This window comes from Dictyobacter formicarum (genome assembly GCF_016587435.1).
The window spans coordinates 46,845-59,506 of the sequence record NZ_BNJJ01000027.1 but is presented as its reverse complement, the minus strand read 5'-3'; the positions used below and the strand labels follow the sequence as shown (position 1 = coordinate 59,506).

11 protein-coding genes are annotated in these 12,662 nt (G+C 45.6%); 6 read left to right on the top strand and 5 right to left on the bottom strand.

The annotated features are described in order from the left end of the window. Positions 1-514: 514 nt before the first annotated feature. Together JMI88_RS33170 and JMI88_RS33165 are read left to right on the top strand one after the other, a co-directional pair. Complete coding sequence (locus tag JMI88_RS33170; RefSeq protein ID WP_201366317.1) at positions 515-1,522, top strand: sigma-70 family RNA polymerase sigma factor; 1,008 nt, start codon at positions 515-517, stop codon at positions 1,520-1,522. 406 nt (positions 1,523-1,928) lie between these two features. Continuing rightward, positions 1,929-2,891, top strand: coding sequence for an aldo/keto reductase family protein (locus JMI88_RS33165; protein ID WP_201366316.1), 963 nt, complete (start codon positions 1,929-1,931; stop codon positions 2,889-2,891). A 396-nt stretch (positions 2,892-3,287) separates the two neighbouring features. On the opposite strand, the gene JMI88_RS33160 is transcribed toward JMI88_RS33165, so the two are convergent. Continuing rightward, positions 3,288-4,424 carry a carboxylate-amine ligase gene (locus JMI88_RS33160; protein WP_236023173.1) on the bottom strand — a complete coding sequence of 379 codons (1,137 nt, stop codon included), beginning with the start codon at positions 4,422-4,424 and terminating at the stop codon, positions 3,288-3,290. Positions 4,425-4,746: 322 nt separating this feature from the next. After that, positions 4,747-5,133: a cytidine deaminase gene (locus JMI88_RS33155; RefSeq protein WP_236023172.1), complete on the bottom strand. Its 387-nt coding sequence runs from the start codon at positions 5,131-5,133 to the stop codon at positions 4,747-4,749. 488 nt (positions 5,134-5,621) lie between these two features. Here JMI88_RS33155 and JMI88_RS33150 point away from each other — a divergent pair, with 488 nt between their 5' ends. From JMI88_RS33150 to JMI88_RS33140, 3 genes are all read left to right on the top strand, one after another. Beyond that, positions 5,622-6,311, top strand: a complete 690-nt coding sequence (locus JMI88_RS33150; protein WP_236023178.1) for a response regulator transcription factor — start codon at positions 5,622-5,624, stop codon at positions 6,309-6,311. A gap of 301 nt (positions 6,312-6,612) precedes the next feature. Further along, positions 6,613-7,620, top strand: a complete 1,008-nt coding sequence (locus JMI88_RS33145; protein WP_201366312.1) for a GspE/PulE/PilB domain-containing protein — start codon at positions 6,613-6,615, stop codon at positions 7,618-7,620. A 329-nt stretch (positions 7,621-7,949) separates the two neighbouring features. Next, the gene (locus JMI88_RS33140; RefSeq protein WP_201366311.1) at positions 7,950-8,165 is read left to right on the top strand and encodes a helix-turn-helix domain-containing protein; all 216 of its coding nucleotides are present in this window, start codon (positions 7,950-7,952) and stop codon (positions 8,163-8,165) included. A gap of 134 nt (positions 8,166-8,299) precedes the next feature. Here the strand turns inward: JMI88_RS33140 and JMI88_RS33135 are convergent, their stop codons facing one another. Both JMI88_RS33135 and JMI88_RS33130 read right to left on the bottom strand, forming a co-directional pair. After that, a complete protein-coding gene (locus JMI88_RS33135) occupies positions 8,300-9,232 on the bottom strand; it encodes a hypothetical protein (RefSeq protein WP_201366310.1) in 933 nt (310 codons plus the stop codon). Positions 9,233-9,291: 59 nt separating this feature from the next. Then, positions 9,292-10,467 (bottom strand): GAF domain-containing protein, encoded by a 1,176-nt coding sequence (locus JMI88_RS33130; protein ID WP_201366309.1) that lies wholly within the window; start codon positions 10,465-10,467, stop codon positions 9,292-9,294. A gap of 417 nt (positions 10,468-10,884) precedes the next feature. Here JMI88_RS33130 and JMI88_RS33125 point away from each other — a divergent pair, with 417 nt between their 5' ends. After that, positions 10,885-11,814 carry a methyltransferase domain-containing protein gene (locus tag JMI88_RS33125; protein WP_201366308.1) on the top strand — a complete coding sequence of 310 codons (930 nt, stop codon included), beginning with the start codon at positions 10,885-10,887 and terminating at the stop codon, positions 11,812-11,814. Between the two features lie 293 nt (positions 11,815-12,107). Here the strand turns inward: JMI88_RS33125 and JMI88_RS33120 are convergent, their stop codons facing one another. Then, the gene (locus JMI88_RS33120; RefSeq protein ID WP_236023171.1) at positions 12,108-12,341 is read right to left on the bottom strand and encodes a hypothetical protein; all 234 of its coding nucleotides are present in this window, start codon (positions 12,339-12,341) and stop codon (positions 12,108-12,110) included. Between the last annotated feature and the right edge of the window lie 321 nt (positions 12,342-12,662).

Sequence of the window (12,662 nt, the reverse complement as noted above, 5' to 3'; positions counted from 1 at the left end):
TGCCGCAGGTACATCCACAAATCCTAACCAGGCGCGAGGATTGTAGTCAATAAGTTGCCCATGGTACATGCATTCATTTATATTTAATATACCCATCCAGAAGTTAGCCTGTCCCGGCTGCATGGATGATTCCCTCATAGATTTCTCATTCCACTATAGTGAGTGAATTTCCGCAGTAATCGAAATATCTTCAGCTTTTACCGATACACCTTTCGATTTTTTGATTGAACCCCCATCACTTCAAAATCTATTTTTCTGTGCTTATCAAGCTTATAAGCAAAGTTGGAGATCTGTTTTTTAGCGAAAAAAATAATGAGTATCTATATGATTTGTATAATTGCGCTACGCTAAAGGCATTTGGCATGGATCTTGCAAATAGTAATAGCAAGAGAGCAATCTACAAAAAACATTGGATGACAGACATTCAATGAGAAAGGCTGAAAGCAGCCGGCATAGGATTTTCTTGGAATTGTGCGCATGCACTACGATGCATGAGAAGAAGGAGTTAGGTGGTATGGTGGCAAGAACAGTCAATGCAACAAGAAATACTGAGGCGCTCGTTTCTGAAAAAGTAGAAAAGAAACGCCGGACCAAGGAAGTCGTTTTTGATGAAGTTCCACTTGAAGACGAAAAAGATTTTTTCGATGATTGCGAAGAAGAGCTACCTGATATAGAAGAAGATCAGCGTATGGCGGTGGATGATGCCGTAAAGCAATATTTAAAAGAAATAGGCATGTATCCTTTGCTGACTTCTGAGCAAGAATTGCAGATAGCTGAACGGGTGGCCCGTGGTGATTTACAGGCCCGTCAGCATCTGATTGAAGCCAACCTGCGCCTGGTCGTAAGTATCGCCAAGCGCTATTCAAATCAAGGCTTACCATTGTTAGACCTGATCCAGGAAGGCAATATCGGGTTGATGCGAGCAACACAAAAATTTGATTATCGACGTGGCTTTCGCTTCAGTACCTATGCAACCTGGTGGATACGCCAGGCCATCAGTCGGGCCATCGCGGAACACTCGCGTAGCATTCATATTCCAGTGCATGTGGTCGAACTTATTTATAAAATCAAGCGCATTGCCCGTCGTATGTATCAAGAGCAAGGTATCGAGCCCCTACCAGAGCATATTGCTGCCGAAATGGGCCTACCGCGCGAGCGTATCGTAGAGCTCCTCAACGCCTCTGAGCAGCCAATCTCCCTTGATGCTCCTATGGCAGACGATGAAGAGTATCACCTGGCTGATGCTATCGAGAACACCAATATTGCTATCCCCGTCGACCAGAGCGCCAACCAGCTACTTCAAGCGCAGATCGAGCAAGCGCTAACCGTACTCAGTCCGCGTGAGCGCACCATTATTGAAATGCGCTATGGCCTCAAAGAAGGACACTCACTCTCCCTGGACGAGGTTGGCACCATCTTCCGACTGACGCGAGAGCGTATTCGCCAGATTGAAGTGAAGGCCCTGCGCAAACTACGCTATCCAGAGCGTTATGAAGGAATACGTGAACTGGCTCGGGCCTGACAGCAGCTCCAGGCTGCAAGCAACTTTATTTCTTCAACACGCGTCAGAGCATGGTAGATTCCCATAATCATAGGGATCAAAGCGCCCCGTGCGGGCGGCCTCATGCGCGCCCGCACTCTTTTCCATGATGTGGTATGATGTGGTGGTAGAAAATGTGCGCCGAGCACACATTTTCTACCACCACATCATAATTTTTGAGCACCAAAGGCACGAAATGCAGATTATTTAAACACGCGTTCAACGTATATCTTTTGCACTATCTTATAAAGTTTGCAAGCGCAACTAAACACTCTGCACTATTGTATAATGTAAAAGATATTACGTTCAAGACCAAGTAAAGCATCTCCATCACATGATGGAGATAGAGATCGCCTGCCAGGGCGATGGTACTAGAAGGACATTTACCATGGAATATCGTCATTTAGGACGTGCTGGCGTAAAAGTCAGCGCCGTTTCTCTTGGAAGCTGGTTAACTTACGGCAATTCAACCGAAGAACAGACAGCGATCGATTGTATCCACCGTGCTTATGAAAGCGGCGTCAACTTCTTTGATACAGCTAATGCTTATAATCGCGGCGAAGCTGAGAAAGTTGTCGGACGTGCTCTGAGCGAATACAGTCGTGATTCATATGTCCTGGCAACCAAGGTATTTTTCCCCATGGGTGAAGGCCCCAACGATCGAGGGCTTTCGCGCAAGCATATTATCGAGCAATGTAACGCCAGCTTGAAGCGGCTAGGTACTGATTATATTGATCTATATCAATGCCATCGCTATGATCCAGAGACTCCGATCGACGAAGTCCTGCGTGCACTAGACGACTTGGTCACCCAGGGCAAAATTCTTTACGTGGGCGTCTCCGAATGGTCGACGACCAATATTGCTGATGCGGTCTACACTGCTCGTGAGCTGAACCTGGACAAAATCGTCTCGAATCAGCCAATCTACAACATGTTAAATCGCTACATTGAGCGCGAGATAATACCTCTGTGTGAGCGTGAAGGTATTGGGCAAGTAGTCTTCTCACCATTAGCGCAGGGTGTTCTGACGGGTAAATACAAACCTGGCCAGCAACCAGGTGCGGATACTCGTGCCGGCAACAGCGAGATCAACGGTTTCATGGGAGATATGCTTAATGACAAGACCTTGACGGCCGTTCAGGAATTGCAGAAACTGGCCGAAGAAGGAGGCTATAAGGTTAGCCAGTTAGCGCTGGCCTGGATTTTGCGCCAGAAGAATGTCAGCTCAACCATCATCGGGGCATCGCGCCCGGCGCAGGTCGAAGAGAATATCAAAGCAGTAGACATTAAGCTGAGCGATAGCGACTTGCAGCGTATCGATGCTATTCTCGAGGGTGTTATACACTACTAATTTTGCGGACGGGCGCAGCCGCGTCCGCACCAATAATCTTATGCATCGCACATTCTTTGCGATGCATAAGATTATTTTTTTTGCTCCATTGGAGCTAAAAAGCATAGGAACAGCGGACAGATGCATTAGTCTGGAGACGACATTTTTTTACAATTTTTATACTAAATAAAAGGTGTAAGGAGCGCCAGTTTCAACTAGAATGGGGTGGTAACCGCAGGCAATAATCTGATGGCTGATGATCAGGCTTAAAGAGACAAGCATACCCTCATGTTAAGAAAAAAACCTGGAAGACCGCGACGCTGCGGCCTTCTCACCATTGTATGACATATGTATGCATACTATTATGTTATTTTATTCTGGCAACTGAGAGGAGGGCGCCAGCCAGAAAAGATTATGTTATTGCGATGTACTCACGATAGAGCCAGGTGAGATATGCTGCAGCGAACGCTGTATCAAATACTTCGTGACCGCCTGAATGCTCTGCGTCTCATTATAAACAGCAATCTGGCGATCGGCCCCCGTCCCATAAGGATCGTCCAGGAGGGTACGTAAATAATTGATTTCGCGTCGAATGCCCAATTGATCCACCACATCCTCCACAAAATCCAGCGTTTCATACAATGACTCGCGCATAGTCAGGCGACGATTCTGAGGGAAATCAACGATTACGGCATCCAATCCATAGCGTGCGGCCTTCCATTTATTTTCTTCGATATAGTTATTAGGTAGCGCCATGATCTGCATATTATGTTCATAGAGTTGGGTCAATTTACAGACCAGCGCCTGGCAGAGGGCCGCGATCGCTATCGTATCCTCAAATGTACCGGGCATATCGCAAATGCGAAATTCGATCGTATCAAAGAACGGATGGGGACGAATATCCCACCAGATCTTCTTGGCATTATCAATACAACCATTACGCATCAAATCAGACACATAGCAATCAAACTCCATGGTAGAAGAAAAGATGTTAGGAATGCCAGAGCGAGGGAAACGCCGCCACACAATGGAGCGATAAGATTTTAAGCCTGTATAACGGTCCACCCAGAAAGGTGAATTAGACGAGAGAGCAAGCAGATGGGGGATCCAGACGCGCAATTGATTCATCAACGGAACCGCCAGCTCATGTGTATCAATACCAACATGAACATGCAAGCCACAGATCAAAATCGAGCGACCCACATCTTGAAATTCCTCTTCCAGCTCCTCGTAGCGGGGATTAATAGTTCGCTGTTGATCGCGCCAATGTCCACTGGGATGGGTCCCTGCGTTAATCATAGCCAGGCCTTCCCCTTCAAGGATCTGTGCTAACTTTTGCTGGCGCGTAAATAGATCCTGACGCAAGGCATGAATATCATTACAGACTCCCGTAATAATTTCCACCATAGATTGCAGCATCTCCGCCTTAATGAGTTCACCAAAGACCGGTATACCTTTATCTAGAACTGTATGGACGTGAGACACCAGCTGTCCTGTATTTTTTTCGACCAATTGAAACTCTTCTTCGACGCCGAGAGTAAAACGTGGTGACATCGCTTTCTCCTTTCGGATCATATCAGCGTGCAGATGTCGAACGAATATACATGGGGCCGCCTACAGGAGAAGAAGAACGCAGGGAAAAACGGAAGTGAGAAGTTGCGGCAGAAGAAAGAAAGGTAGCTACCGCCGGCAGGAGAACGTATTGTTGTAAAGGCCATTGTGCGCGCTTGCGCCAGACCAGCATAAAAGCACCTCTATATAGAACGCTTTCAAGCACAGGTTGCACTAGATTAGGCACTACACTAAAAAAGTACTGGGACTTATAGCGTACACAAGGGATATGTATATGTCAAGAGGGTAGAGCAACACAAAACGGTCACAATTTGAAGGCAAACGGCAACAAATCAGAGACCTGGAAATCTCGCGTGCACCCATCAATATAAACTGTTGCCTGAGGGGCCAGATCGGCGATCCACTGACGACAAGCGCCACAGGGCATGCGTTCATAGTCGGGAGCATCGTCAGGAGCATCGATACAGGCAATGGCGATCTGAGTAATATGTTTAGCCTGGGCGGTCATCGCCGCCGAAAGAGCGGAGCGTTCCGCACACAGAGTCAGGCCAAAACTAGAGATCTCAATATTTACCCCAACGAAAACCTGTCCATCCGCCACCAGAGCGGCCCCTACATGAAAATGGGAATAGGGACAATGTGCTCCCCGGGCTGTTTCGCGAGCCAGAGCCAACAACGTTTCTCTTTCCATCAACAACTTATCCTTTTATTATTTATTGCGCCGGCTCTCCTGTGCCTGCTACTTAGCTCTCTCATCACAACAGAAGCGTATGCACCAGATGCATATTTGCGCGTTGTTACAATCTAACTCTTTTGCCAACCTTCGTCAAGCCTATCCTTATCACCGGGCACAAATCACCCAAACTATACGCCATGACGTTCGACAAGTCTATCAGACGAGCGTGCTCTGGATAGTGCGTCACGTATAGACAGAAGATTCCCACTCCTGAAACTTAAGGCTTTTGAGAGCCGTAGAGCAGCGCGGAACGATTCATGTTTTATAGATAGACACGAGGCATAATTTTGTCATTCTATAGCCCATTTTGTATCATGATGTTACTGGCCTTCGTACCGTCCCGTTACTACAAACGGAAGCATATCCAGAATTTATATTTTTATGCAACATTGGTACATCCTAGTATTGTAATGTAGGACAGGTAGGAGGCAGAATTGAAGATCATGGTGGCGGACGATGACCGCGACATGGTAGATATGCTCAGCTACTGGCTCAAAGGTCACGGTTATGATGTCGTTCGAGCATTTGATGGAGAACAGGCCATCAAACGTTGGCGAGAGACCTTACCAGACCTGGTAATTTTAGATATTCAGATGCCCAAGCTTGATGGTTTTGAAGTCTGTCGCCAGATGCGCACAGAAACAAATTCCATGGTAATGATCCTGACAGCGCATGACCGTGAGGACGACGAAGTGCGAGGTCTGGAGATGGGGGCCGACGATTATCTGCGCAAACCCTTTAGCCCACGCCAATTGTTGGCGCGGATCAAAGCGGTCATGCGCCGGGCCTCTAACACGCGTGGCACGACTGGCTCATCGGCTATCACTGTAGGTCCTGTTACGCTAGACGCCATGAGGCACGAAGTCACTCGTGATGGAACCAAAGTGCGTCTGACGCCTACAGAGAGCCGCCTATTGCATTTGCTGATTTCGCATACAGGCCAGGTATTAACCACTGACATGATTATTGAACGTGTCTGGGGATACGACGAGGCCGGCGATTCTGGCCTGGTCAAGACACACATTCGGCACTTACGCCAAAAAGTCGAGCCCGATCCCAACTCGCCTCAATACATCATGACTGTACCAGGTGTTGGCTATACCTTTACCGCTCCTATCTCAATTGAACCGTAGGTAGCTTTTTTGGCACAGCACAGAGAGTGCACCAGCGGGTAGCAAAGAAGTTCAGATTGCAAGGTCGAGCTTAAAACAGGATCCTTGCCCCTGTTTTGGCAAGCAAACTGTAATTGATAGGAACTTAACCATAACCAGTGTATTTTAACCATACCATAACAGAATGGCTACGCCTTTCACCGAGAAAAGTGCCTATACTTACATTAAGAAGTGCCTTTTTGTATCTATATGTGCAGATGTAATGGTTAAATAAAAGAGACTCTCTGGCTGTGCCAGGAATAGAATAAGTGTGGACAGCAGAATGACGCAGAAGAAAAAAGCTATTCCTCTTCAGGCATCAAATATCTCGCAGATTTCATCCAGGATAAAGCGGCGTACCGATCCGGCCATAGATGCCTATGAGATATGCACATGTGTTGCCTTTGACAAGATTTGTCAGATGGGCACAATGTCAACGGAGGAGGACTGCAATGAAAACCAATGCGTGCCTGTTTCAGTAGAGCTAAGCAATAAAGTTCGGGGCGTATTGAATGACTTCTTACCTGCGCAAGAGCCGATCAGTGTACTTTTACTACACGTTGTACAGAGAGAAGCGCCGCCGCTTGCACCTCAATCTGAGGCTTTGTATCGACGCAAAAGTTACCATGTTGCGGCTAGCCTGCTAAACCAGGTGCTGACCCATGTACGTCGCGTCTTACGCATTGATGACAAAATGTTCATTTATGACGTCTCGGGGGCAGCTATTATTTTCCCGGATGTAGACCAGGCCGGTAAGCAAAAGATATTGGAGCGTATTTATCATAGTGTTTGTTTAATGCAAGCTGAAACAACCGATCCACCACTGACCCGGGAGACGACTATCTCTCTGGGGGGCGTTACCTACCCGCCCCGGGCAGTTGTTTCATTTGAGCAAATGTATTACCAGCTCGGCAAAGCTCAACATACATTGACCTTGCGCCCGATTATCAGTGCCCATACTCGCGGGGTTAAACCTATGCCAATAGTTGAATTATCGCCCATTTATACTGCTTATGAGCAGCAAGAGGAAACCGGCAAAGAAGCGGGAATACCATATATGGAATTGCCACACGTCCTACCAGATCGTTTAGTGCGATTGATACCGTATCCTGTGGCCTGTGAGCTGCAATGCGTGCCTGTCGGCCGCGAGCACCAATATCTGACCGTAGCGATGCGTGAACCGACCAATGCTGTTACTATTGCGCTCCTGAGGGAGATGACTGGTTGCTCGATTTTTCCTGTGGCCTGCGAAGAACAGGAATTAAACAATTTATTGAGAAGTAGCTGGTAAAAAAACCTTAACAAAGCAGCTAAAAAGAAAGGAGAAAACTCTAAAACATAATAAGGCAGGATGGAATGCAAAGAGACTTTATGTTATGATTAAGAGTACAAAGAAGACAACTAAGTCCTGGGCCTTTTAGATAGGTAGGTAGTGAAGATCGAACCAGGCTGAGAATAAAATTAACCAGATCGCAACTGTTCCTTAACATGAAAGCGTATCAACATTGGTTACTATAACATGCAATGAGACAATAACAGTATCATTCGTGATATTCTCAGCGCTACATCGTTAGTGTCAAGTGCACTTATTTATTAGTTTATTTTTTAAGGAGAAGATCCATGGTTGTACAGATGCTTCAGGAAGATGTCCTGCTGACGTTCAAAGAAGCAATGGGCTACCTGCGTGTTAGCCGCTCAACTCTTTATCGCCTTATGTGGTCAGGGCAGCTTACTGGACATAAGGTTGGGAGCACATGGCGTTTTTATCGCGAAGATCTCCGAGCTTGTGTTGGACGTGAAGTTCCAATGGGGACGGTATCAGATTCTGTAAATTAATATTTATCTCTCCATTTTTTATACGTTATACATCAGAAAATACCTATCTCCTTCATTGAGAGCTTTAAAAAAATGGAATCATAAAAGAAGAGAAGCGATCTTTTCAGACCGCTTCTCTTCTTTGTTGTGAGGCGTTAGAACTGGTCGTAGCTAACAATTTTCCACTGATTATTAATTAATTTTAATTGTAGATGTGCAGTATAAGATTTCTTTTGCCGGGCAATATCAACATTTATGCTCAGGCTATCCAGATTACTGCCATTATAAGGATTAAGTTGCGGTTGAGAAGGTGTATAGCGCAAGACCGAGCCATAGAGCTCATCACGCTTAATCGCCTGCGCAATAAATTGATCACGCGACATATCCTTAAGTGAGCCCTGAGGGCTAAGATAGTTGTAGGCCTGGGTATATTGTTTATTCTGCACTGCACTATAATAATCATTGATAAGCTGATTACTATTGATGACAGCGTTAAACGTCTGGCTATACGTCTTGCCAATTAATGAAGAACTGGCCCATGCGCACAAACCGCAACTGGCAATCACGATTACAGCCAGCACCGAAATGAGAATCCAGATCCACTTACGCGATTGTTTGGCTGGAGGTGGGCCTGCCACAAATGGTGGCGGCAGCATGCCTGGATACTGTTGGCCCTGTGGGTAGGCCGGATAGCCTGGAGGGGGTATCTGACCACCGCCGGGCTGGTTGGTCATCGCTGGTGGATATGGGACACCATAACCGGGCTGAGGTTGCCGGTTCTGTGGTTCATGTGGGCGAGCCGATGGTATAGGATCTGGGTGCGCTACAGATGGAAGTGGAGTAGCTGGAGGTGCCAATTTTGCCAACTCTTTTTCATAAAATGATGGTGGAGGTGGATAGATCTGCCCCTGGCGAAGAGCATCACTATTCTCAGCAGGTAGGGCTACATCCTCTCGCGCATTTGTGCCTCGAGGCCCCTGTTCCCGTTGTGTCTCAGGGATCGAAGCATCTGCTGCGCTAGACTCTAACGTATGGTCACTGGTGGTAGGCGACTGCTTATCTTCTGGTGATTGATCGGAACTCTGCATAATTAAATTACTCTATCCAAAGAATCGTGAATAATCGAATGGAGTAGAAATTTCAAGGACTATTTTTGTTCTACTAACTTATGTGCTTCGTCCTCGAACTCTAATTCCATCTCTTGTTGAATCCAAAACTCGGCCTCACGACGCGAAGTCGAGTGCTGATGGGCGTAAGCAATAATACGATTTAGATATTTACGATTGATTTCTTCCCGCTGCCAGCGTAATGGAGGCATCGGTCTGAGATGTAAGAGCGCCGAAGGATAAAATTCTCGATCGCACAGCGCTACTCCTATCAGTAAGGCATATTCTGCCGCCGCTTGGCAAGCAGTAGTATCTTTGAAGAAATCTGGTTGGGTACTGGAGACAACCAGCACACCAGCGAGCATGCCTCCCCGTAGTACTGGAACGGCGCAGGCACTCCTTTCATGCTCATCAATTTCAACCAGGGCGCGATTATTATCCATATCATTCCATGTTTGAATGCGTTGCAGAACGGCAGCCGCGCCTACCAATGTTGTGCTACCCAGATAGGCTTTACTATCGACCGTATCGGGCCAGGGAACATGACCACGCATTTTCACTTCCCGCAAAGAATGGATACCATCTTGATGTGCCGGCATCAACTTCGCATAAGTAACGGCTAACCCATGATGATTTGCATCTAATCGCTCTAATATATCCTCAAAAAGGATTTCAGAGATATGCCAGAAGCGTGTTTCATCATCCTGGCTGTGGGCCATCTGTTCCAGAACGCGTTGATAGATTTCTTTACTGATTTCCTTGATAGTTGGCGCCGGATTTCCCAGAACATCGCCAAAAGTTTCTTGAATGGCCGCAATCAATGGTATGCGATGCTCGGGTAGCACTTCGGGCAATCGTTTTAAATGGGTTGCACGAGGTTCAGAGGTACCATTCATCCAGCGATAAACAGTATTTTCTGCTACGGCCAATTCTCTGGCCACGCGCGACAACTCCACTCGATCGCGATACATAATAGTATGCAACAAAGAGCTGAAAGGAGTAGCTGAATTATCATCCGCGTCTTGTATTGTCTGATCTCGAAGCGTCTGAGTGCTGGTCACAGACTCTTTTACTACGGTCCGGGCCGACGTATCAGGAATACCCTTATGGCGTTGCCCCACTTTTTTGGCAGTGGTTTCCGACGCCATCTTACGCGCGCCCGGTGGACGTCCACGCTTCTTTTTTGGTGGTTCATCAGGGACCGACCCATTACCCATGATATATTCCTTATGATGAATTATGATGAATTTTGCAATAGTACAATTTTCACGAGCAGCATGGTTACTATTATAACATAGCTGGTATATAAAATGTTATATAAATTTGAAAAATCCCAATTGGTTATTTATGTAATAACTGTATGTAACAAATGTTTTATTGTCATGACAAAGAAATGTAAAAACCATAAACACCCAAATTGATAAGATATGCCGCCTCTCATGAGGTTCAAACATTATTAATTATTTTTAATATTTTCAATCTCAAACGTTAATACATTACAATGTTTAAACGGAAGTCCTACAATGTCGAACAATATATTGCTTTTTTATAATATAACATGTATATTAATGATCATCACGAATAGTGATTAAGCAAATCTAGTACACTTGATGGCTGGAAGGATAAGGCAGAAGATGGCGGTCAACAATGTTGTGCATGTTAATGAATGCGGGCTTCCACTGAACGCAATTGCGTGGTTAGTGAAGCATCATCAGAGCAAAATCCACGAGCGCACCCAAATGATTCGCGACTTGCAACTTGAGGAAGGATGCTTCGTCATAGATGCCGGATGTGGTCCTGGTTTATGGACTCCACTTCTTGCTCAGGCGATCGGGGTGACAGGAACAATTTTAGGTATTGATATTTCGACCGAGGCACTGGTTACCGCCCAAAGAAGAAATCATAATACCTGGTATCGTCAACAAGTACAATATAAGCGTGCAACCTTAGAGCAATTGCCTGTTGAACAAGGAACGGCGGATGTCATTTTTAGCGCCAATGTCAGCCAATACTTACCTGATCCAGTGGCAACTTTTGCTGCCATGGGCCCATACTTAAAACAAGATGGGCGAATAGTGATTAAAGATATCGACTTTGGCACCATGAAATTTCATTCCATTGATCCTCTTCTGCAAAAACGTGTCTTTCAGGCGCGGGCATTGTGGGAAGCTGAACGTGTAGATCACGATTATGCTTATGAGGATAGCTGGGTTGGTTCAAAGCTCGCGCATTATTTGCAAGCAGCTGGTTATAAAGATATCCAGGAGAACGCTTACCGTATTGTGCGACATCATGTTTTGCCCGCTGATTTTCGTTTCTATTTACAGGGTATTGCAGAGTGGTTTGTGTGTGAGGGGGCTCCATATTTGTCGCTTGATGATGTGACAAATTGGTTACAATGTTTTACAGATGAAGAAAACAGCGTATTGGATCAGCCTGATTTTGCAAGTGAAGAGACTGAGTACGTAGTTGCTGGTAGGTGGGATGGTGCAGCGCCACGTTTTTACGTTGATATGCATATCGAAATTCCGCATAGAGAGCCGCTCTTAGTGGCGAATGATTAATACTGTTTGCATCATATACATTAATAAAATTGAAAAATGTTGGCGACCCTTCTGACATATTTTGCATCAAGATGATCAGGAGGGTTGCTTATTTATTTATCATGTATATGCCATCAGACGAATAATCGCATCAAATAAGGGCGCCTGGAAACAGGCGCCCTTATTATTGAGAGAGGAAATTGGCCAATAGGGATATGATGTGCATATGTGCCTGGCATACTGTCTGACGAGTATGCCGCAGCCACATCATAAAGGTATATAGCAAAAAATCTGTCATTGAATGTAGTTAATTGTTATGAATGAACGGCATTTAAGCAATCCGCAATCATCGCAATTGCAACATCTCCTACAATAGATTGTAACTGAGTATGTAATTGCCCCATATTTTCCATACGTGCGGTAATAAATTCATGCTGCGACATCCCATAAGCTAGACCCGCGAGACCACGGTGTGCAGCTTCATATTCAGCACTGATTTGTGATAATAGGCGGGCAACTTCGCTGCGTTGTTCGTGTGCTCCAAGCATGATATCCCGTTCCTTCCTAACCCTGAACCCATGGGTAAGTGTATTTCTATGTTGTGTTCCGTACAACAGACTCACTCTCGATGTAAATACATTGTACATCGTTTGTAAGAACAACATTAACAATGCACACCACTAGTATGCACGAAGAGGCCCTTTCTTGTCTAGTGGTGAAATGCTAATAATTACATAAAATATAACCATCTTTATACAATTTTGATGCCATACAGCTTGGTAATTACAAGATCGCACTATGTTATAATGCATCCCAGGCTCGCTGATGTGTGATTTTGTGTAACATGCCGATTTCTTGTTGTAAACACA